The organism is Paenibacillus sp. EKM10P, assembly GCF_011800655.1.
GTDB lineage: Bacteria > Bacillota > Bacilli > Paenibacillales > Paenibacillaceae > Paenibacillus > Paenibacillus polymyxa.
In genome coordinates this window covers 78,813-102,086 of the sequence record NZ_JAALET010000005.1, presented here as the reverse complement: position 1 = coordinate 102,086, position 23,274 = coordinate 78,813, and the positions used below count along the sequence as shown (strand labels likewise).

The following is a 23,274-nucleotide window of genomic DNA, read 5'->3' as shown; positions in this document are numbered from 1 at the left end:
GAAAATAATTACAAGTGTAGAGGAGTGTGTAGGTATGGGAGTGCCTATCGTGCAGGAGAGCGTCCAAACTGACAACAAGACAGGTGAGCATATTAGCCTGAAAGAAAAGATTTCGTATGGTATGGGTGACTTTGGAAACGGATTCATGTTTGATTTGGGGCAGTTGTATTTGCTGAAATTTTTTACGGATGTAGCAGGGGTTTCTGCAGGAGCCGCCGCAGGCATTTTCTTGGTCAGCAAGCTGTTCGCCGCCGTCTGTGATCCCATTGTAGGGTCCTTTGTTGATTATCGCAAACATATCGGTACACGCGGAAAATTTAGACCTTTTCTTGTCGTTGGAAGCGTTATCCTAGCAATTCTTACGGTTCTTACCTTTATTTCGCCGAATATTTCACCCACAGGCAAACTCATTTACGCCTACGCGTCCTATATGATCTGGGGGATTGGTTACTCTATTGTAAACATTCCATACGGCTCGTTGGGTGCTGCCATTACGCAGGATACTCAGCAACGTGCTTCGTTGTCATCTTTCCGTCAGGCGGGATCACTAGGCGCATTATTCGTAACCAGTGTCGTGGTCATGCCGCTTATTTTATTGTTTCCTAACCATCATGTTGGCTATCCGGTGGTCATGGGAATTATGTCATTCATTGGTGTGATCGCTTTCATCATATGTTACCGAGGAACGAAAGAACGTATTATTAGCCAGTCCGGGCCCAAAGAGAAGCTATCTTTAGGCGTGATTGTGCACACCTTTACGAATAATAAACCCTTGCTGGTACTCGTTTTAATGACGATTTTCACCATTTCCGCTTACAATATCAAGTCCGCACTGTTGATCTATTTTGCCGAATATAATTTGGGACATGTAGAATTAATGGCGTATATGAATTTTATTATTATCGGTTCGTCACTGCTGGGTGTATTGTTCCTGCCCAAACTGGTACGGCGTTTTGGTAAACGTAAAACAGCAATCTTAGGGATGCTAGTTAGCGTTATTGCCGATTCGATTAACTTTTTGATGCCTTCCAACGTATATATTTTCACAATTCTGGCGAGTATTTCGTTCATTGGTATTAGTATTCCCAACGGGGTTACCTGGGCATTCGTGTCCGATATCATTGATTACGGCGAATGGTCATCCGGGGAGCGCAAGGAAGGGATTACCTACTCACTATTTAACTTTTCACGTAAATTGGCTCAATCCTTGTCCGGTTTTCTATCGGGTATTGGACTGGCGCTTGTAGGATATGTACCGAATGTGATTCAATCCTCTGGAACGCTGCTTGGAATCAAAGCCTTGCTTTGTCTTTATCCGGCTGTTGCCTTGGCATTGGCTATGCTAGTAATCGGTAAAATGTACAAACTGACGGACAGCAGACATGCAGAAATGGTTCAAGAATTACAGCGTAGACATGCGGACAACCGCGTATAATTTGTGAAGGTCTTCTTTTCCGGGCGGCTCCTGTGGTATGGTGAGTATATAATTTTTTAGAGCCTTACTAAGGAAAGGATACGTATATGGCAGCTACTATTAAAGACATTGCCAAACTGGCTAATGTTTCCCATACAACCGTCTCCCGGGCGCTCAATAACAGCCCGCTGATTAAAGAAGATACGAAACGCAAAATTATGGAGTTGGCAGAGCAGCTCAATTACATTCCAAATTACAATGCTAAAAGCCTGGTTCTCCAGCGCTCGCATACGATAGGCCTGTTTTTCACCAGTATTTCAGAAGGCACTAGCTCCAGTTTTTTTGCGGATACCATCCGTGGAGTTAACAACGTCATTGGGGTGGATTACAATCTGTTTGTGCGAGGAATTGACGATTACGCTGATTTTTCTGCTATTCATCGCAAGCGTTTTGATGGCATCATTCTGATGAGTCAAAGCGAAGCGGACAACCCTTTTATTTATCATGTGCTAGGTCAAGGCATTCCGCTAGTTGTACTGAACCGGCAGGTGTCTGGGGCTGGGATTGTAAATGTGATTTCTAATGATAAGGAAGGCTCCTATGAAGCTGTTTCCTTTCTCATTGAAAGCGGGCATGAACGCATTGCGATTATCGAGGGGGTAGAAGGCTTCAAGTCGACCCAGCAACGCCGCGAGGGTTTCATGAATGCATTAATTGATCGTGGTAAGCCGATCCGACACGAATATATTGTGCAGGGTCACTATGATACGGAAAGCGGAAGTCTGGCAATGAAGCAACTGCTTGCCTTGGAAGAACCACCGACAGCAGTGTTTTGCTCTAACGATGATATGGCTATTGGTGCGATGAATGCGGTATTTGAAAATGGCTTGAAAGTACCGGAGGATATCTCTATCATTGGGTTTGACGATATCGGCTTCTCAATGTATACGACTCCACCGTTAACGACGGTCAAAAGACCGATTGAGCAGATTAGCGAGCGCGGAGCCGCTTGCATTCTGGAACGAATTCAGTCACCGTCCAATGAGGGCGAGCTTATATTTATGGAAACCGCGCTCATGAAGCGGAAATCGACGGCAGACAGACTACGCTGAGTTTTGTTATGTAAAAGAGGCAAGCCCCAAAGGGGCAGGAACAATGCTCAAGCACTGTTCCTGCCCCTTTTTTGTTGAAATGAGCACTGCTTCGTCATGTATTTAACGAAAGAGATTGGTTTTAGCCAGTTCAACAATCTCGTCTCCGCGTCCGTTCAGCACGGCTTTCATCATCCACAGTGTAAATCCCTCTGCTTGCTTAAGATTAATTTTAGGTGGCATGGATAGTTCCTGGCGGTTCACCACCACATCTACCACAACAGGGCCGTCATGAGTCAATGCTTGCTGAATGGCATCCTCCAGCATGGTCGGATCTTCAACCCGAATGCCCTTAAGTCCCATGGCTTGTGCTACAGCACCAAAATCAGGGTTAACCAGTTCAGTCCCGTTTTCCAAGAATCCGGCTGCTTTCATTTCCAACTCGACAAAGCCGAGAGCGCCATTGTTGAAAACAATAACTTTTACAGGCAGTTGATGCTGTTTTAGGGTGAGCAGGTCGCCCATCAGCATCGTGAGTCCACCATCGCCTGAGAGGGCAATCACCTGTCGGTTAGGCTCAGTGGCTTGCGCACCGATCGCCTGCGGCAGTGCATTTGCCATCGTACCATGATTGAAGGAACCGAGAAGTCGGCGCTGACCGTTCATTTGCAAATAACGCGCTGCCCATACTGTGGGAGTACCGACATCACAAGTGAAAATAGCATTTTCCTGGGCGGCATCACTGATAACCTTGGCGAGATATTGCGGATGGATCGGCATATGACCTGGCTTACCAACCGCCAGATCGTCCAGCTCCTGGCGTACCTTGGCATAATGGGAGACGGTTTTTTCCAGATGCTTGGCATCATGCTTCGACGTTAAATGAGGAAGCAGCATTTCCAACGTTGCCCTTACATCCCCGCATAAACCATACGTCAACGGAGTTCGTCTGCCGAGATGGGAAGGATCTATATCTACCTGTAGGACAATCGCATCTTCAGGATAAAATTGTCTGTAAGGAAAGTCTGTTCCGAGCATGAGCAGGACGTCACAATCCATCAAGGCATGGTACCCGGAAGAATACCCGATCAGTCCCGTCAATCCAGCATAATAAGGGTTGTTATATTCTAGATATTCCTTGCCTCGCAGAGCGGATACCATGGGAGACTTTAGCTTGTCGCACAGCTGCATAAGCAAGTCGTGAGAGTGAGCACAACCAGCGCCACATAGCAGCGTAATTCGTTTACCGTTATTTAAATATTCGGCCAGCCGGGAAATTTCAGAAGCGGACGGATGGACGACAGGTGCTGTGGGGTGATAGACATGTTCAGGAGTGGGCACCTTTTCAGCTTCCAAAGCTGCTACGTCACCGGGAAGAACAATGACGGAAACACCTGAACGTGAAACTGCCTCCTGAATAGCCATGGTCACTGTTCTTGGAATTTGACGCGGTGTCGTAATTACCTCACAAAAGTGACTGCATTCTCCAAAAAGATGCTCAGGGTGTGTAGCCTGAAAATATTCACTTCCGATTTCATCACTTGGAATATGAGCCGCAATAGCAAGTACAGGCACTCGATTGCGGTGGCAATCATATAAACCGTTAATCAGATGCAGATTCCCGGGGCCGCTACTACCGGCACATACGGCAATGCTGCCACTAAGATCAGCATCTGCTCCAGCTGCAAAGGCAGCCACTTCTTCGTGCCTTACATGAATCCATTCAATTTGACCATTGCTGCGAATGGAATCCACCATATTATTTAATGAATCTCCAACGATGCCATAGATCCGCTTGACCCCTGCATTAACTAAAACTTGTACAATAGTATCTGCGATTGTCTTCATAGATGCTCCTCCTGCCTAGTAAGTAGTGTTATCCTGCCCGTGCTTTCTTGCGTCTATTCTGCTGAAATGTATATATGAACAAGGTCTCGGGATAGGGTAATAGTTAGCCTTAACCGTCTTGGAACAGGTGCGAAACAACGCAAGAAGGACAATATACTTGCATATTTTTATATAAACGTATATGTTAACGTGTTCATATTATTGTCATTATTATTTTTTTAAACTAAAAATGTTGATAAAACTATTTTGTTAACGTGTGCATTGTGATAAAATAACGGTGAAATCATTATGGTACTAGTGGGAGGCTACTCCAGATGAAACATGTAGATGAATTAGACCAATTAAACAGAAAAAGCTTTATCATTACAGAACCACATCCCGAGAGGGTACTGCAATTCGGGGAAGGAAACTTCCTGCGTGCTTTTGTAGACTGGCAAATTGACAAAATGAATAAGCTGGCAGAATGGAATACAGGGGTTGTGATTGTACAACCGCAGCCAGGAGGCCTTGTGGAGAAGCTTAACGTACAGGATGGTCTCTATACGGTTATCCTTGAAGGAATTAAGGACGGGAAAGCCATGAAAGAGCATACCGTTGTGGAGTGCGTCACTCGTGGTATTAATCCATACGGCCCGGAATTCATGGAGTATGAAGCATTATCCCAAAAGCCAGAGCTGCGCTTTATTGTTTCAAACACAACGGAGGCAGGGATCGCTTATGCACCTGAGGATCAATTGGAAGATCGCCCGCAAAAAAGCTTTCCAGGCAAGCTGACCGCCTTTCTGTACAAGCGCTTTCAATTTTTCAAGGGCGATCAAAGCAAGGGACTGGTCATTATTCCGTGCGAACTCATCGACCGTAATGGAGACGCTCTCAAGGAAATCGTGCTGAAATATGCGAACCAATGGGAGCTTGGGTCCGAATTTATTGCATGGCTAGAGAAAGCGAATACGTTCTGCAACAGTTTGGTGGATCGGATTGTACCTGGTTATCCCAAAGACCGGATTCATGAAATCCAAGCGGAATTGGGTTACAAGGACGATTTGGTTGTTGTGGGCGAACAGTATCATTTATGGGTTATTGAAGGGCCACAGTGGCTTAAAGAAGAATTACCTGCTCATTTGGCTGGATTGAATGTACTGATTGTCGACGATATGGCGCCATATCGTACACGGAAGGTGCGCATTTTGAATGGAGCACATACGGCGCTTACCCCTGTAGCCTATCTATATGGCCTGGATACAGTGGGGCAAGCGGTCGAGCATAAGGTTATGGGCGAATATATCCAGTCGTTGATTCGAGAAGAAATTATTCCGACACTGGACTCGCCAGCAGCGGAATTGAATGTATATGCCGACGATGTGATTGAACGGTTCCGTAATCCCTATGTAAGTCATTATGTCATGAGCATCGCATTGAATTCGGTATCCAAGTTCAAGACACGGAACTTGCCATCCTTGCTACAGTATGTGGCACAGCGTAAGGCGTTGCCTGCCAAAATCGTATTTTCGCTAGCATCCTTACTCGTATTTTACCGGGGAGACAGAAATGGCGAGTCGATTGCATTGGCCGACGAAGCGGAAGTATTGAGCACGTTTGGCGAACTGTGGAGTACGTATGACGGATCTCTCGCTGGAGCAAAGCAATTGACCGAGCAGGTACTCAGCAAACAGACATGGTGGGGTCAAGATCTGAATCAGATCGAAGGGCTGGCTGAACAAACGGCGCAGCACGTGTATGAAATTACAAGCAGAGGAATGAAGGAGACGCTCGATTCTCTAACCGGGAACAGCGTACCCGGAGCATAAGCAAGGAGGAGACTGGAATGCTGGAATTCATTCAAATTCATGATCAAGATAACGTGGCTGTCGCTTTGCGTGATTACAAGCAGGGAGAGACGCTGGCATGGGGAGCACAACAAGAACAATGCGTGGAGCTGGCGGAGGATGTAGCGCGTGGGCACAAAATTGCGTTGCAGGACATCCCTGAAGGTGGGCATGTCCTGAAATACGGATATCCCATCGGTCATGCCATTCAGCCCATTCAGGCAGGTCAACATGTGCATACGCATAATACGAAAACGAATCTGACAGGTGTGGAGGAATATACTTACAAGCCTAAGCCAGCTCCTCATATTTATGAACAGGAGAGTCGGACGTTTCAAGGATTTCGGCGCAAGGATGGTCGTGTAGGGATTCGCAATGAGTTGTGGATTGTGCCGACGGTAGGCTGTGTGAACGGAATTGCCGAACTCATTTTAAACCGCTTCAAGCAGGAAGTGGGAGATCTCTCACCTTTTGAAAATGCACTTGTGCTCAAGCATAACTATGGATGTTCTCAGTTGGGCGACGACCATGCACATACGCGCACGATTTTGATTGATGCAGTGAAACACGCGAATGCAGGTGGCGTACTAGTACTTGGTTTGGGCTGTGAGAACAATGAAATGAAAGAATTTAAAGAAGCCATCGGGGAATATGACGCGGAGCGGGTGAAGTTCTTACTTTCCCAGGAGGTGTCGGATGAAGTGGAGGAAGGGGTAAAGCTGCTCCATGAAATATTTGCAGCCGTACAAGAAGATCGACGGGAGCCTGTACCTTTGTCTGAGCTGAACATCGGCTTAAAATGCGGTGGATCTGACGGCCTGTCGGGTATTACTGCCAATCCACTGCTTGGGCGTCTGTCGGATTATATGGCAGCACAGGGTGGAACGACTGTACTGACGGAGGTGCCCGAAATGTTCGGCGCGGAGACGATTTTAATGGAACGCGCTGCCGATGAGCAAGTATTTGATAAGATCGTACATTTGATTAACGATTTTAAACAATATTTTCTGGATTATAAGCAGCCAGTATACGAAAATCCGTCACCAGGCAATAAAGCAGGGGGCATCACGACACTGGAGGATAAATCACTGGGCTGTACGCAAAAATCCGGGTCTTCCACGGTCACCGATGTCATTCAGTACGGGGAGCGTCTCAAGACCAAGGGACTTAATCTGCTCAGCGCGCCGGGGAATGATCTGGTTGCTTCTTCAGCTCTTGCTGCAGCGGGCTGTCAGCTCGTCATATTCACAACCGGGCGTGGCACGCCTTTTGGCTCCTTCGTTCCGACGATGAAGGTGTCGACCAACTCGCCGTTATATAAGGCTAAACCTCACTGGATTGACTATAACGCTGGTTCACTGGTGGAGGATGTCAGTATGGAAGAGGCGCTACGCAACTTTGTCGATTACATTATCGATGTAGCCAGCGGAACCTGGGTGAATAATGAGAAAAACAATTTCAGGGAGCTTGCTATTTTCAAAAATGGCGTTACGTTGTAAAAGGGTTGTAACCTAAAGGAGGCGGATGGATCCGCTTCCTTTTTTGTGTTTGAATACTTCTAAATACGCTGTTAAACTTACTGCAAAATATGCTATATGGATATTCGCATAAGGGGGAAGTACAGTGCAACATAAAATTATTGCTTATCGGGAAGAAAATCATGATCAACTCGTAGATATTTGGCTTCGGGCAGTACGCCAAACGCACACATTTTTGTCTGAAGAGGACATTCAATTTTACCATCACATCGTAAGTAACGGCGCTTTTAGAGAAATTGAGGTTTGGGTAGAATGTACTGAACTTCAGGAGCCCACGGGTTTTATCGGGCTGGACGGGCAGAAAATAGAGATGCTGTTTGTCGACCCAGAACGGCATAGACAGGGCACAGGCAGCCGACTTATCAAGCATGCTGAAAAAATAAAAGGGACGCACCTCAAAGTAGATGTGAATGAGCAAAACGAGAAGGCGCATGCTTTCTATAGACATTATGGCTTTAAACAAACAGGACGATCTGCGCTGGATGGATCAGGCCGGGCATTTCCGTTGCTTCATATGGAACTGAACAAATGAATGCTCTATAGGATCTACATTTTGAAAACTGGAATATTTTATAATTTTCCTTGTCATATATTTGATTTCATGATATAACTTAATTACGTTATAAATACGTAATTAAGTTATTTTTGATTGGGATATAGATCATGGTTTGTTTGATGAGTACAAAAGTCGGACAAGGAGGTGGGGAGGGTGGATGATCTTGTTCACTCCGACATCACAGATCTAGACACACTTGTTAACATGATTAAGCTGTCCTTTTCGTTTATGGATGGTACCCATATGATCGCTTTATGCGATCAGCTGTATTACCACGTCAACCAGAAGTATCAAGAGTGGCAGCTCTACAAAGCATTCAAGAAACCTATACAACCGATACATACCAAACGGCCGTTAGTCTACTATTACGGCTACAGTCATCTTATGAAAGGCATGGCCTTCCAAAAACAGGGCAAGTATGAGGCCGCCCGAGACTGCATTGAAAAATATGCAGAGTTAGGCTGGTTTAATGGTCTCGATCCATATGGAGAAGCAGAAGTGGATTATTATCGCCATGCTGCGAGAGCTAATTTATATGCTCTTGATATTTTGTCAGGTCGTTCCGAAATGTTGCAGGAATACGTTCAATTTCTTCGTGACAATCCGGAAGAGCTGTTACCAGGACTTCTTTCCATTGTTGAGGGAGCGACCAGACACGACTATCCTTTGGAACGCGTGCTTGAATCATTTGCCGAACAAATTGAGGATTTTAAATATTTTGAAGAGCCTGTGAATGTTTCATATTATTTTCGCTTCTGCTATCAGTTGGCTCTTTATTATATAAAACTGCGGCAGTTTAGGGTTGCGTTGGGCTATATCCTGCAATCTCTCAAGCTGTCCGATACTCTGGGTATGGAACATGAGCATGAGTTTAGGAAATGTACTGCTATATTTGAGATTTTCAGATCCCAAGCTACGGCAACACAGCAAGACCAATATATAACCATTCTAAAAGGAGTGTTAAAGGATGAAAAAATTGATTTCACGCCCGTTGTCGCTCAGTCTGTTTAGTTTGCTGGTGTTTGTTACTAGTCATGATCTCATCACCGTGTTTTATCATGGAGCCAATCATTAATAAGTGAGAATGGTAAAAAGTAGGATGTTTTGATTAACCAAATAGCAAGTAAGCTCATGAAGATCAGAGCTTGCTTGCTATTTAGCGTTTTTTATGAGGAATATTTAAGCGGTTGTAGGCTTGTGCAACAAACCTTGTTCTAATGGATGCAATGAAATCCTTGTCTGTTGGTAAGCGGGGAATGTGTCTTCTGTACTGTATGATCCAATTTTTAATGCTGCGTCCAGTGCTCGTAGCAAGCAGCCCACGAATTGCTCTGGCGAAAAGTAAATGCTTTTCCCGATCATATGAATGTGAAGCTCGTTATGGTCACGGTTGCTTACAGACAGTAATAAACCTTGACCCTGAAAACCCGTACCGATGGCGCGTACTTTGTTTATACCTGAAAGTAGTATTTCTGTTTTCAACGCACGTCCTTGTTCCTCTACAAACACAGATATCAGCCGTTTGTCTGTAACGATAACAATTTGGTTGCCCTGAAACGTATGGCTAAGGTGCAGGAAATCTTTATACACTCCAATAGTCTGCTCATGCGGAGAAACAATCCCCATTCGTACAAACTCATCCAACTCTGTGACGTCAGGCTCCTGATGATTTTTAATTCGTTTTTTGATACTGAACTGAATGGTCAAGATCCCCAAGATAGCTATAAGAAAAGCACTAAGACGGACGTGATATATAAAGAACATTAGGACGATAAAGCCGCCGAGTATCCATTGTCCCCAAGTCAAATAACGCAGCTTTTGCTGTGCCGTACGGCGATAATAACCGTATCCTTTTCCCGGTTGATACTCTTTATTAAACTTCGTCATACCACGCATCATGGTTAATCCATAGATTGATAAGACTGTCATTGCGAGTCCCAGAAGCGCCATAAACCATTCCTCAGCTGCAATGCCAACTAAAGTACACAGGCCAAACATGATGAGCCCTGCCCAGCAGGCAAACCTTTTTATCCGAACCTGTTTCTGAATCGAACGAACCAATTCTTCCATTCTTAATCCTCCTGATCTAGGTCATAGGTAATGATTGGAATTCCATATAGTCTTATCGTACCATCTGATAGTCTTTTTTGTGAATTAATAGATATAGAAAATCCAAAGGCTGGAAGAAACTTTTTACGTATTGTCCTATCTCCACCTGAACTTTAGACACCAAAATCAAAAAATCAAGTACTACTCATTAGAAGCAAAAGCCCCTAAAATAATAAATGTAAGTGCTTACATTATAGAGAGGGGAGGTTTTCTGTATGAGTACAGGATGGAAAAATCCACAACCACAACCACAGCCATCGGTTCGATCGGGGAGATGGACGTCACTAGCCCGCAGATGGGGGGGGCAAAAACATTTGCAGACCATGGCACTACTTGGAGTGGTATGGATGATTATTTTCCATTACATTCCGATGTACGGCATTTTGATTGCTTTCAAACATTTTGACATTATTGGTACTATATCAAGCGCACCATGGGCGGGGTTAGAGCATTTTCGCGCCTTCTTGGAGGATGATAACTTCTGGTACATTGTCAAAAATACACTGGGCATTAGCCTGCTCAAGCTGGCAATCGGGTTCCCGTTACCTATTGTATTTGCTCTGTTTCTAAATGAAATCCGGTCTACGCGGTTTAAAAAATCCATTCAGACCATTTCGTACCTTCCTCACTTTCTATCATGGGTCATTCTTGGCGGAATTTTAACCACATGGCTGGCAGATACTGGGATGATCAATCAACTGTTGCTGGCTTGGGGCTGGATCGACCAGCCGATTAGTTATTTAGCGGAGCCAGGCTATTTTTGGACTATCGTCGTCAGCTCGGATATTTGGAAGGAGCTTGGATGGTCAGCTATTATTTATTTGGCAGCCATGGCGGGCGTATCTACGGACATGTACGAAGCAGCCACCATTGACGGAGCGGGACGGTTTCAGAAAATGTGGTACGTCACACTTCCCGCCATCAAGGGCACAATATCCATTTTGTTTATTTTAGCGGTCAGCGGCATATTGAACTCCAACTTTGATCAAATTCTTGTCCTGCGTAACTCGCTAAATGAAAGTGCAAGTAATGTAGTTGATATTTATGTATATCAGGTGGGCATTCAGCAGGGACGCTTCTCGTATTCTACTGCGGTGGGATTGCTAAAATCAGTTCTTGCTCTCATTTTGCTGCTGATAGCCAATTCGGTGACCAAACGGATGAATAATACCTCTCTATTTTGAAGGAGGACGGATGTATGCAGTTATTGCGACGCAGAACAGCAGGCGAAGCGATATTCGATTTCTTCAACAACATCTTCATGCTGGTTATTTGTTTTGTGACCTTATATCCCGTGTGGTATGTGCTGGTGAACTCCTTTAACGAAGGAGCTGACGCAATGCGAGGCGGCATTTACTGGTGGCCGAGACTCTTTAGTCTGGATAGCTATCAGGCTGTATTTGCCAACAGCGGCATTATGACTGCGATGGGGGTAACGGTTGCCAAGACGCTAATTGGCACGATTGTACATGTGTTTTTTACCGCAATGATTGCATATGCATATTCCCGTAGAGAGCTGATCGGGCGTAAGCTGTATATGCTGATCGGCACCATTACCCTATTTTTCGGTGGAGGTTTGATTCCTACGTATTTGCTGATTCGTGATCTTGGGCTGTTGGACAGCTTTTGGGTGTACATCATTCCTGCAATGTTCAGCTTTTTTGACCTTATTATTTTTATGGCTTTTTTCCGGGAGCTGCCGGATGCGTTGGAGGAGGCGGCGAAAATAGACGGTGCTAACGACTTCAGCATCTTCTGCCGGATCGTACTTCCTGTATCGATGCCTGTAGTAGCGACCATTTCGTTGTTTCATGGGGTGTACCAGTGGAACGATTATTTTACAGGAATGATCTATATCAATAATACGGATCTTCAGCCGATTCAGACGTATTTGTACCGGGTTGTTGCCCAATCCAGCTCTAATCAAATGATGTCTGCCGCACCCGGGATTGTCGCCCAGTCCGTTACTTCGCAGTCCATCAAGCTGGCGACGATGGTCATAACAACGTTGCCGATTGTACTTGTATATCCATTTCTGCAAAAATATTTTGTCAAAGGGCTAATGATCGGCTCGGTTAAGGGCTAGCATATCATCCAAGGGGGAGATTTATGATGAACATTCGCAAATGGCAGAAGGGGCTGTTGGCTGTTGTTCTACTGGTAGGAACGCTCGTGGGATGTACATCCGGTGGAAGTGGCGCTGTCACGGAATTGAAGGACGAGAAGACTAAGGCTTCGGCAGATGCGCCAGGCTGGAAGGCCGATACAGAGCCGATTACGTTTGACTGGTATTTAAATTTTTCCTGGTTCCCGAACAAGTGGGGGACGGATATGACTTCGAAATATGTGACGCAAAAGACTGGAGTCAGTGTCAATTTTATCGTACCTGCTGGGAATGAAAATGAAAAGCTGAATACCATGCTCGCCTCCGGTAAGCTGCCTGATTTTGTCACGCTTGGTTGGGGGGAGGATGCGGTCAAAAAAATGATCGAGGGCAAGATGGTTCTCCCGCTTAACAAGCTGGCCGAGAAATACGATCCGTATCTGATTAAAATGGCTGACCCGGCCAAAATGTCCTGGTATCGTCAAACAGACGGGAATGTATATGGGTATCCCAACGCGTCCTCTTCACCGCAGGACTACCAAAAATACGGCCAAAATTTTGTCTCCAATCAGACGTTTATGGTTCGGAAGGATATGTATGAGGCGATTGGCAAGCCGGATATGAGAACACCGGAAGGATTTTTGAAAGCGCTTCAAAAAGCGAAAGAGAAATTTCCAGAGGTGAACGGTCAGCCGTTGATCCCGATAGGGTTCCACGAATTTACGGATAACGGGAATTATTCTTTTGAAGACTATTTACTCAATTTTCTAGCCATTCCGCATGAAAAGGATGGGAAGCTGTACGACCGTCGTTCAGACGAAGAATACATTCGCTGGCTCAAAACATTCCGTCAAGCAAACGAGCAGGGCCTGATCGCCAAGGACGTATTTATCGACAAACGTCCGCAAATGGAGGAAAAGGTGGCACAAGGCCGATATTTTGCCATGCTATATCAGCGTTCCGACTTTGCTACACAACAGGTGATGTTACATGCGAAGGACCCGAACTCCGTCTATATTGCGGTGGATGGACCCTCCAACAGTAAGCTGGACCCGCCGACGCTGGCCGGGCCGGGCATTTCCGGTTGGACGGTGACGCTCATTTCGAAGGATGTCAAAGACAAGGAGCGGGCTATTGAATTTCTGACTTATCTGATTAGCGAGGAAGGGAACCGTGATCTATATCTAGGAGAGCAGGGAAAGCTGTGGGACACGGTTAACGGTAAGCCAGCCTTCAAGCCGGAGGTACTGGAACTGCTGAACAAGGATCGCTCTGCTTTTGACAAAAAGTATGGCGCCTCCTTCACTTTCTGGATGCTGATGGATACGAATATGAATTTGCAGTGGGCGCCGCCCAGCGTCGAGCCGTATAAGCAGCCGGAAGATTGGACGAAAGGCAAGACCCACAGCTTCTCCCAATATGAAAATATCAAACCGACCGGAACCTCGGCAGAAGGCATTGCTTCAGGCCAGATAGACAAAATTTGGGGCAAGGCATTACCGAAGCTGCTGCTAGCTTCCTCGGATGAGGAGTTCGATCAGCTGTTTGCCCGCCTTTTGGAAGACCGCAGAAAAGCAGGCTATGACAAAGTAATGGCTTATCAACAAAAAGCCTATGAGGAAAACCTCAAAAAAATGGAACAGTTCACAAAATGATCTCGCTCAATCATTTATCTATTGAATGTTAAGGATGTGATTTCATGTCAGGCCGTGTACGTTCACAGCTGAAGAGCCTGCTGCGCCGCCATATATGGCAGTGGCTGACGGATACGGCCGATCGGCTAGGCGGTTGCTCCCTTCAAGTCAAGCTCATTGTCGCTTATATCGGCGTCATTTTAATCCCGGTGGTATTGTTCTCGCTATATACCTTTCATCAATTGTACGAGAACACCATGCATGACATTACCGTACAAAATCAGTATGTACTGGATACAGAGCTGGCCCAGATTCACAGCAATATGGAAATTATGGAGCGGACCGCACAGCTTGCGATTTCAGATCGCAACGTACTTCGTTATCTAACCGAGGAACGTGAAATAAGCAGCGATGAACTGGTTCAATTCAACTTAAATGTGTTTCCCAATTTACAGCACTTGCTGTACAGCAATCCCAACGTAGAGAATATCCGGCTGTATACGAGTAATCCCCAGGTACATGAAATATGGCCCATGATTTTCAATGAATCACGCCTGCCCAAAGCTTCCTGGCTGACAACAGCTCAACATCAGCAAGGAAAAATATGGTGGGATATATACAAGGGACCTAAGAGCTTATTGCTGGGGCAAGCAGGGCAGGAAAGTGAAGCGGTACGGTATATAGCATTGCTGCGTGAAATTCAGGCTAGCGGGGGAAAACACGCAGGCTTGGTGGAAACCAACATGAGGCTGGAGCTCTTTTCACCTAGAGTATTCGGAACCGTACCACGTGATTATGCATGGCAAATGTTCATCCTGAACGGTGGAAAATCAGTGTCTTCTACCGATATAGCTACAGCTTCCTTTCAACCTGATCCCATTCCGATCCCTCTGTCCCATGTGCACCATCTGTTACAGTCCCGCGTTCAGGGACAGGGTGGTGCTTTTGACTTTACCTATGGAAATAAGCCCTATCTTGGTTTGTACCGTTATATAGAAGGAATAGATGCTTATCTGCTAAATGTAGTGGCGCTGGACGGTCCGCTGGGTGACCTTCGTCAAAAACGCAATGCCATGCTGCTCATTATTTGTATATTGATATTGCTAATGTCCGTTATTTCTTATACCTTGCACGCCCTTATTCTCAAGCAGCTGCATACACTGCGTGAATCTATGAAAAAAGTACAGCAGGAGGGCGACTTTCAGCTTACAATCCCCGTATATGGGCGGGGAGAAGTCGCGGAGCTGGCACTATATTTTCGCAGTTTGCTAAGTCGGATTAACGTGCTCATTGCTGAGGCTGTACAGAAGCAGGCCGCTGCTCAGGAGGCCGAGCTACAAGGACTCAAACATCAGATTGATTCCCATTTTCTCTATAATACATTGGAAAATCTAAAAATGATGGCGGAGATCGAGCGACAGTATCCGCTGTCGGATGCGCTCACCTCCCTTGGTTCGATGATGCGCTATAATCTCCAATGGTCTGGGCCGTGTGTTTCTTTGCGGGATGAAATCCGTCATATTCAGCATTATGTAGCCATTATGAACATCCGCCATGATAACCAAATTGCACTGGACATTCGCCTGTCGTCGACGTTTATGGAACTGGAAATACTGAAAATGTCGCTGCAGCCTGTAGTCGAAAATGCGATAAAGCACGGTTGGAGTGCATTACAAAGCCCGCTGCGCATCAACATTGAAGCCTTCTCCAAGCAAGATATCGTTGAACTGCGTATACAGGATAATGGAGTGGGGATGTCTGAAGAAAGAAAAAACGCCATCATGGCTGGTCTGGAACAGACGGATATGGGTTCCCACGAGCCCGGGATAAATAGGGGGATCGGTTTGTATAATGTGCATCGCCGTTTGAGTATGCAGTATGGCCTAGGGTTTGGCATAAAACTGGCCAGCATTCCTGGACAATCGACGACAGTAACCCTGATTTTGCCTAGACGTCACATCACGAGGGGGACGAACCATGACGACTAAGCTGTTGATTGCAGATGACGAGAAGAACATTCGAATGGGGCTACAAGCTATGATCGAACGGGAGTATTCCGATCTCTATGAATGCGTGCTGGTCAAGGACGGAGGCGAAGCCTGGCAGCATGTAAAGGAGTTTTCACCCGAGTTGGTGATAACAGATATCCGTATGCCTGTTATGGATGGAATTATGCTGATGCAGCATATTCGCAAGCTGGAGCCAAGAGACAGACCTTCAGTAATCATTCTCAGTGGATATGACGAGTTCCAATATGCGCGCGAAGCGATTCGTTGTGGAGCGCGGGAGTATTTGCTGAAGCCGATCGTGAGAGAGGAACTGTTCAGTGCGTTGGCAGTTTTGAACGAAGAATTGCAGCAAAGGAACTCTCTAAAAAACGATTGTGTGAATAGCGGGGAGATAGATAGACTGACTGGAAGAACGAACGTTGCTAGTGCGATTGCCGATAGAAGCGGCAGCTTGACGAGAGCAATCCAGTACATCCATGCTCATTTTAGCGAGGATTTGAACATGGCGGTAGTATCTAATGTAGTATCCTTGAATTATACGTATTTTAGTCAGGCGTTCAAAGCCTATACAGGTCTTAGTTTTGTTCAATATTTAAAAAGGCTGCGCATTGCAGAAGCCAAAAAGCTGCTAGGGCGTCAAGAGGGCAAGATTTATGAAATTGCGGCTACTGTGGGCTTTGACAATGCCAAGCATTTTAACAAGGTGTTCCGTGAACTGGAAGGGATGACTCCGCAGCAGTTTCGGCTGAAGAATCTAAGGGGTAATTGAAAGTAAGGATGGAGAAAACTTCACTGCCTTTTTACCCTTATCCTGATATAATGAATGAAGGTAAACATAACCATGGCCTTCGATCAGAAAGTTTGTACACATATCAGATAGACGCCTAACGGAAGGGGATAGCATATGGTTATTTATGAAACGGATCAAGCTTATATCATGACGACGCAGCATGACCATGCCCGTATTTCAGGTGAGTTGGCTTCACAGTGGGAAGACAGTGCCTTTAAAAATAGACGTCATAAACAGGATTTTATATATGCAGCGAGGGAGCATGACCGGGGTTGGATTAGGCTGGACGCTGCTCCTTTCTGGAATGATTATGTGTCAGCACCTTATACGTTTATCGATTTTCCGCTTAGTCCACGTTTTGTTTTTTATCGTCTCGGGATTGATGAAGTCGAGCAAGAGAATGCGTATGCGGCGTTGCTGTGCAGCTTGATGTACAAGGAGCTCGTCGGACGGACCGAGCATGAAAAAGCTCAGGACAAGCAGATTACGCATGCTTATCAAGAGGCAGAGGAACAGCGTCGCCAGAGGCTCAAACAGGAGCTGACATGCAGTGTAACCTTCGAACATCAAGTGCGGACAGATGTCCGGAGAATGTTGTTTTGCGACGAATTGAGTCTGTTTTTATGCAGCCGAGAGCCGGGTACTCCTACAGCAGATTATGAATGGTTTGCTGAAGGTTTGAGCTTCCCGGCTGTTCGTCATGAAAGCGGACGGGTTCGGGCTGAGTGGTTATCGGACCAGACAGTAGGTCTGTCCTTTTTCCCTTTCAAGGGTAAAGTAGAGATTACTCATACCTTTAAGAAGGTGAGTAAAGAGAACATTCGTACCTCGGGTCTTCTAGAAGCGTACCGTTCCTCCGAATGCACGCATCGAACCTTTACCATCGAACATATCATGGAAGTAGAAGAGCAAAAGGAGAATGCCTGAACGTCTAATGATTCAGCCTCGAACCGATGTGTTGTGCATTGTTCGTGGTTGCTGAGTAGCGTCAGAGCAGAGCCTCCCTGAACAATTTTTCAGAGAGGCTCGTTTGTTTCTGGCTTTAAAATTTACGATTAAGATTTTGCAGATGTTTTTGCACGGTTGACCATCGTCTGTACCTTATTCAACACCTTATCACGCGCTCCTTTATTTTTCATCAGATACGTAACACCCATTCCCAATGCTGCTACTACCCATTTTTTATTCTTCATCAATAACGCCTCCTTATGATCATGTTGTCATACGCTAATGCCTAAAAAGCATCCAAAATGTGAAATGATGAACGGGATTTTACGATTTAGTGATTCCTTGCACTCGTTCCGCATAACTATGATTTACCCTTTCCATCACATCTTACCCGTTCCATTGGTAATGAAACGATTACGACTGTCTTTTCACGTTTAATGGATATTATCAAATATCCTGCCACAATTGCTTCAGACGCACATGACAGGGAGGTCTTTGTTATGAGAAAGAAGGAAGTGGTTGCCATGCTGCTCGCCGGCGGACAAGGCAAAAGACTCAAAGGACTAACCCGCACACTGGCCAAACCGGCAGTATTTTTTGGAGGAACTTATCGTATTATTGATTTCCCTCTCAGCAATTGCTCTCATTCGGGAATAGACACCGTGGGCGTATTGACCCAATATGAGCCGTTGGTGCTTCATTCCTATATCGGCGTAGGCAGCGACTGGGATTTGGATCGCCTGGATGGAGGAGTTTTCGTTTTACCACCGCACGAGAAAGAGAATGGAAACAATTGGTACCGTGGGACAGCGGATGCGATTTATCGGAACCTGCATTTCCTGGATCAGTATGACCCGGAGCATGTGCTCATTCTGTCAGGGGATCACATTTATAAAATGGATTACAGTCGAATGCTCCACTATCACAAGGAAAAGGGAGCCGATTGCACCATTTCTGTTATCAATGTCACGGTTCAGGAGGCCCAACGATTTGGGATACTGAACGCCGATGAGGACCTGAAGATATACGACTTTGAGGAGAAGCCTGAACAGCCGAAAAGCACATTGGCCTCTATGGGTATTTATTTATTCAAATGGGATGTGTTGCGCCACTACTTACTGGAAAGCGCAAGTGATTCTGAATCTTCACATGATTTTGGTAAAGACATCATTCCGCTATTGCTTCAGCATGGCCGGTCGCTGTATGCATACCCGTTTGCTGGGTACTGGAAGGATGTGGGCACCATTCAGAGCTTGTGGGAGTCTAATATGGATCTTCTGGTTCAGGACCCGCCGCTAGATCTGAATGACCCGTTCTGGCGCATTTATACCCGCAGCCCCAATCAACCTGCCCAGTATATCACCCAGCGGGCGATCCTGAAAAACAGCATCGTAAATGAAGGCTGCATGGTGGATGGAGAAGTAAGGCACTCCGTACTGTTTTATGGGGTTGAAGTCGGTGAGGGGAGCGTTATTACTGATTCTGTCATCATGCCGAATGTAAAAATCGGACGCAATGTACGTATTCACCGGGCCATCGTGAATGAGAACATGGTTATTGAAGACAACGCAGTCATTGGACCTGAAGATAGCCTGGATGAGATTATTTTGTTCGATCAGGAAAGCCAGCTTCACGCACGAATATAACTCGGATAAGGACGGTGTCCGCTATGAGCCGGCTCATTGGAGTGATCAACCTGGATCACGAATTGGATCAATTGAAGGAGTTGACTTATTTCCGGTGCGGGGCAGCAGTACCCTTTGCTAGTCGATATCGGCTCATTGATTTCACCTTATCCAATATGATGCATGCAGGGATGCAGGATATTGCACTGTTTATCCGCCGCAAATACCGTTCGCTGCTGGATCATTTGGGTGAAGGTCGGCCATGGGATTTAGACCGCAGAAGGGGTGGGTTGTTTATTTTGCCACCGGACTGGAACGATCCGACGGACACATCACGTGGGGACTTGCAGCATGTGCACAATAATCTGGATTTTTTCCATCGCTCATCGGGGCAAACCATTGTACATGCAGGAACTCAGCATATCAACAAGGTTGATTTAGAGGATGTATACCGATATCATCTGGAAAAGAATGCGGATGTCACCCTCGTATATAAACCCATTCACCAGCTCGAAACTGAGCATGCACCGTGTGTACGGCTGGAGATTGACGACAGCGGACGAGTGACCGGTATTCATCAGGAGCAGGATCATCATAATATTTATCTAGAAATGTTTGTAATGGACAAAAGCTTGTATCTGGATCAGGTAAAGCATTGTATTGCTCATCATGATAATCATTTCTTTCGCGATGCGATTCAGAAAAATCCAAGTGGCCTGCGCATCTACGCGTATCGCTATGATGGTTATCATGCAGTTATTAATTCTATCGAGAGCTATTATAAAAATAGCATGAAACTGCTGGATCAGGAGCAATATCAAGCCCTGTTCCAGAATCAGCCGGTGCATACCAAAATCAAGTATGAAGCTCCGACGCGTTATACGTACAACGCCGAGGTGGATCATTCCCTTGTTGCCAATGGCTGCACCATTGGGGGGAAGGTCGAGAACAGCATTCTTTTTCGTGGCGTGCAAGTAGAGGAAGGCGCGCGGGTAAGCAACTCGATTATTATGCAAAAATGCATCATCCGTAAAGGCGCAGTTGTGCAGAATGTGGTTTTAGATAAGGATGTACAGCTTTCACCAGATCGAACTCTGATTGGAGACATTAAAGTTCCCTATGTGATTGCCAAGAATAGCGTGATTTAAAAGATCATACTTAGCCATTAAAACGGAATTAACAGGAGGTACCACTTTGTTCAGCAATAAAGAAGCATTTAAGCAGGCCTTTCGAGAGCAACTAGTCGGAAGACTGGGTAAACCGATGCAGGAGGCTCAGTCGGAAGACGTATATAAGGTTTTGGGTGGCATGATTCGTGAACAAGTCGGCAAGAATTGGGCAGAAACGAACCAAGCCTACAAAGAAGGACAAGTGAAGCAGATTTATTATTTTTCATTGGAATTTTTAATAGGTCGTCTATTGGGCAGTAATTTGCTGAATTTGGGCGTATTGGATATGGTTCGGCAGGCATTGGGGGAATTGGGATGGAATCTGGAGGAAATCGAGGAACAGGAAGCAGACGCAGGGCTAGGCAATGGGGGTCTCGGCCGTCTGGCGGCTTGCTTCATGGACTCATTAGCATCCCTTGGCTATGCAGGGCATGGCTGCGGGATTCGATATAAATATGGCCTGTTTGAGCAGCGTATTGTAGACGGAAATCAGGTGGAACTGCCGGATTACTGGCTACAGAAAGGGAATGTATGGGAGGAACGTCGTCCTGACAAAAAGGTCGAGGTTCATTTTTGGGGACGTGTGGAAACTCGTGAACAGGAGGGGCGTCTTGTATTCGAGACACAGGATGCCGAGACGGTCTGGGCCGTCCCTTACGATATTCCGCTGGTGGGCTATGGTCATGCGCAGGTGAATACGCTACGGATTTGGAGTGCGGAATCCGCGCTTGATCCCGTTCGAGGACCGATTCGAGGCGAGGGCGGATATTACCGCTTTCTCGATTACAATCGATCGGTAGAGTCCATCTCGGCATTTCTCTATCCGGATGATTCCAATTATGAGGGTAAGCTGCTTCGCTTGAAGCAGCAGTATTTCCTCTGCTCGGCCGGATTACAGAGCATTTTGCGTACGTTTGAGAAGCTTCGTTTACCTTACAGTCAATTGCCTGATAAAATAGCACTGCAAATTAACGATACCCATCCGACGCTGGTTATACCGGAACTGATGCGTATTTTGATGGACGTGAAAGGCTTGGGGTGGGACGAAGCATGGGATATTACGACACGGACCGTTTCATATACGAATCATACGATATTAAGTGAGGCGCTGGAACAATGGCCCGTCAACATGGTGAGAGAACTGCTTCCCCGGATTTACTTGATCATTGAAGAAATGAACAAACGTTATTGCGCTATGCTATTAGAGCGTTATCCGGGTCAGGACATCAAAATTGGTGAAATGGCGATTATTCATGGTGAACAAATTCGTATGGCTCATTTGGCCATCGTCGGCAGCTACAGTGTGAATGGGGTAGCTGCACTGCATACGCAAATCTTGAAGGAACGAGAGATGAAGTCCTTTCATGAATTGTATCCTGACCGGTTTAATAATAAAACAAACGGAATTGCCCATAGACGCTGGCTGATGCATGCCAACCCGGAGCTGGCAAGCTTGTATGATGAGACTATCGGTACACGCTGGAGAACCCGTCCACGCGAACTCATTGACCTGCTTCGCTACAGTGGGGACGAATCGTTCCAAGAACGGATTCAGGTGATTAAGCGAAATAATAAGGTCAGGCTTGCTGAGCATGTGTTTGCAAAACAGGGCGTACGACTGGATACATCCTCCATTTTTGATGTACAGGTCAAACGGTTGCACGGATATAAGCGACAACTGCTCAATATTTTGCATGTGATGCATCTATATAACCAGCTCAAAAGTAATCCTGCGCTGGATGTTACGCCACGCACATTTATTTTTGGCGCGAAAGCAGCCCCCGGTTATTTTCTCGCTAAACAGACGATTAAGCTCATAAATAATGTGGCGGACACGATCAATCGGGATGTAGATGTTAAGGACAAGCTGAAAGTCGTTTTCCTTGAAAATTATTCGGTCTCGCTGGCGGAGCTGATTATTCCTGCAGCGGATGTCAGTGAACAGATTTCTACGGCAGGCAAGGAAGCATCAGGCACAGGGAACATGAAATTTATGATGAACGGCGCGCTCACACTGGGTACATTGGACGGAGCTAATGTTGAAATGCATGAAATGGTAGGCGATGCCAACATGTTCATTTTTGGATTGAAGGTAGATCAGATTGAAGACTATTATCGGAATGGACAGTATTCGGCACGCAAAACAGCCAACAGTGATGAAAGATTGCGTGAAGTGCTGGATCAACTGGTGAACGATGCACCTTTTACGCGGCATGAACGGGAATTTGAGGCCATTTATCAATCTCTGATTGATCATAATGATGAATACTTTGTGCTTAAGGATTTTGCAGCTTATGTAGATACGCAGGTTCATATTGAACAGGTGTATCGCAATCCTTCGGAGTGGACACGACGTGCTATTGTAAATATGGCCCATTCCGGGAAATTCTCCAGTGATTGTACAATCCAGCAATACGCGGCTGAGATTTGGGACCTTGTACCTCTATCCAGCGATGTCAATAAGCGAATTGTGTTCTAAAATAGCGAAACAGGCGGAATAGCATTGCTTTTCGAACGCTGAGGGTTATAATGACAGTATAGACTAAGTAAGGATGGGGAGTTATTTGAACTCATTCCTAAACTTGAATTTGTACTGTTGAAGGAGTCCTCCTA

18 protein-coding genes are annotated in these 23,274 nt (G+C 45.8%); 15 read left to right on the top strand and 3 right to left on the bottom strand.

The window, feature by feature from the left end; genetic code table 11:
• Window positions 1-34 precede the first annotated feature (34 nt).
• A complete protein-coding gene (locus tag HFE01_RS14975; protein ID WP_016821072.1) occupies window positions 35-1,435 on the top strand; it encodes an MFS transporter in 1,401 nt (466 codons plus the stop codon).
• 86 nt (window positions 1,436-1,521) lie between these two features.
• Window positions 1,522-2,526, top strand: coding sequence for a LacI family DNA-binding transcriptional regulator (locus HFE01_RS14970; RefSeq protein WP_016821073.1), 1,005 nt, complete (start codon window positions 1,522-1,524; stop codon window positions 2,524-2,526).
• 102 nt (window positions 2,527-2,628) lie between these two features.
• Here HFE01_RS14970 and poxB read toward each other — a convergent pair whose 3' ends face one another.
• The gene (poxB, locus tag HFE01_RS14965) at window positions 2,629-4,353 is read right to left on the bottom strand and encodes a ubiquinone-dependent pyruvate dehydrogenase (RefSeq protein ID WP_167438442.1); all 1,725 of its coding nucleotides are present in this window, start codon (window positions 4,351-4,353) and stop codon (window positions 2,629-2,631) included.
• A 314-nt stretch (window positions 4,354-4,667) separates the two neighbouring features.
• Here poxB and HFE01_RS14960 point away from each other — a divergent pair, with 314 nt between their 5' ends.
• From HFE01_RS14960 to HFE01_RS14945, 4 genes are all read left to right on the top strand, one after another.
• A complete protein-coding gene (locus HFE01_RS14960; RefSeq protein ID WP_167438441.1) occupies window positions 4,668-6,161 on the top strand; it encodes a tagaturonate reductase in 1,494 nt (497 codons plus the stop codon).
• 17 nt (window positions 6,162-6,178) lie between these two features.
• Window positions 6,179-7,678: a UxaA family hydrolase gene (locus tag HFE01_RS14955; protein ID WP_167438440.1), complete on the top strand. Its 1,500-nt coding sequence runs from the start codon at window positions 6,179-6,181 to the stop codon at window positions 7,676-7,678.
• A 124-nt stretch (window positions 7,679-7,802) separates the two neighbouring features.
• Window positions 7,803-8,249 carry an acetyltransferase gene (locus HFE01_RS14950; protein ID WP_167438439.1) on the top strand — a complete coding sequence of 149 codons (447 nt, stop codon included), beginning with the start codon at window positions 7,803-7,805 and terminating at the stop codon, window positions 8,247-8,249.
• 177 nt (window positions 8,250-8,426) lie between these two features.
• Entirely contained in the window at window positions 8,427-9,284 is an 858-nt protein-coding gene (locus HFE01_RS14945) for a DNA-binding protein (RefSeq protein ID WP_016821078.1), read from the top strand.
• 168 nt (window positions 9,285-9,452) lie between these two features.
• On the opposite strand, the gene HFE01_RS14940 is transcribed toward HFE01_RS14945, so the two are convergent.
• The gene (locus tag HFE01_RS14940; RefSeq protein WP_017428349.1) at window positions 9,453-10,343 is read right to left on the bottom strand and encodes a hypothetical protein; all 891 of its coding nucleotides are present in this window, start codon (window positions 10,341-10,343) and stop codon (window positions 9,453-9,455) included.
• A 254-nt stretch (window positions 10,344-10,597) separates the two neighbouring features.
• Between HFE01_RS14940 and HFE01_RS14935 the strand changes: the two genes are divergently transcribed.
• The 6 genes from HFE01_RS14935 to HFE01_RS14910 all read left to right on the top strand — a co-directional run bounded on the left by HFE01_RS14935 (window position 10,598) and on the right by HFE01_RS14910 (window position 17,846).
• Entirely contained in the window at window positions 10,598-11,566 is a 969-nt protein-coding gene (locus tag HFE01_RS14935; RefSeq protein ID WP_167438438.1) for an ABC transporter permease, read from the top strand.
• A gap of 14 nt (window positions 11,567-11,580) precedes the next feature.
• Window positions 11,581-12,468, top strand: coding sequence for a carbohydrate ABC transporter permease (locus HFE01_RS14930; protein WP_016821081.1), 888 nt, complete (start codon window positions 11,581-11,583; stop codon window positions 12,466-12,468).
• A 26-nt stretch (window positions 12,469-12,494) separates the two neighbouring features.
• Complete coding sequence (locus HFE01_RS14925) at window positions 12,495-14,141, top strand: type 2 periplasmic-binding domain-containing protein (protein WP_167438450.1); 1,647 nt, start codon at window positions 12,495-12,497, stop codon at window positions 14,139-14,141.
• 44 nt (window positions 14,142-14,185) lie between these two features.
• Window positions 14,186-16,108: a sensor histidine kinase gene (locus HFE01_RS14920; protein ID WP_167438437.1), complete on the top strand. Its 1,923-nt coding sequence runs from the start codon at window positions 14,186-14,188 to the stop codon at window positions 16,106-16,108.
• Window positions 16,098-16,898, top strand: coding sequence for a response regulator transcription factor (locus HFE01_RS14915; RefSeq protein ID WP_167438436.1), 801 nt, complete (start codon window positions 16,098-16,100; stop codon window positions 16,896-16,898). The genes HFE01_RS14920 and HFE01_RS14915 overlap by 11 nt, the downstream gene beginning before the upstream one ends.
• Window positions 16,899-17,033: 135 nt before the next feature.
• On the top strand, window positions 17,034-17,846 hold the full coding sequence (locus tag HFE01_RS14910; protein WP_167438435.1) for a DUF3891 family protein: 813 nt from the start codon (window positions 17,034-17,036) through the stop codon (window positions 17,844-17,846).
• A gap of 128 nt (window positions 17,847-17,974) precedes the next feature.
• Here the strand turns inward: HFE01_RS14910 and HFE01_RS14905 are convergent, their stop codons facing one another.
• Complete coding sequence (locus tag HFE01_RS14905; RefSeq protein ID WP_013370876.1) at window positions 17,975-18,112, bottom strand: hypothetical protein; 138 nt, start codon at window positions 18,110-18,112, stop codon at window positions 17,975-17,977.
• Window positions 18,113-18,367: 255 nt separating this feature from the next.
• On the opposite strand from HFE01_RS14905, the gene HFE01_RS14900 reads away from it, so the two are divergent.
• From HFE01_RS14900 to HFE01_RS14890, 3 genes are read left to right on the top strand one after another with little or no spacing between them, the layout of a single operon-like run.
• The gene (locus tag HFE01_RS14900) at window positions 18,368-19,513 is read left to right on the top strand and encodes a glucose-1-phosphate adenylyltransferase (protein WP_025364713.1); all 1,146 of its coding nucleotides are present in this window, start codon (window positions 18,368-18,370) and stop codon (window positions 19,511-19,513) included.
• A 23-nt stretch (window positions 19,514-19,536) separates the two neighbouring features.
• The gene (gene glgD, locus HFE01_RS14895) at window positions 19,537-20,640 is read left to right on the top strand and encodes a glucose-1-phosphate adenylyltransferase subunit GlgD (protein ID WP_167438434.1); all 1,104 of its coding nucleotides are present in this window, start codon (window positions 19,537-19,539) and stop codon (window positions 20,638-20,640) included.
• 46 nt (window positions 20,641-20,686) lie between these two features.
• Window positions 20,687-23,140, top strand: coding sequence for a glycogen/starch/alpha-glucan phosphorylase (locus HFE01_RS14890; RefSeq protein ID WP_167438433.1), 2,454 nt, complete (start codon window positions 20,687-20,689; stop codon window positions 23,138-23,140).
• The last annotated feature ends 134 nt before the right edge of the window (window positions 23,141-23,274 follow it).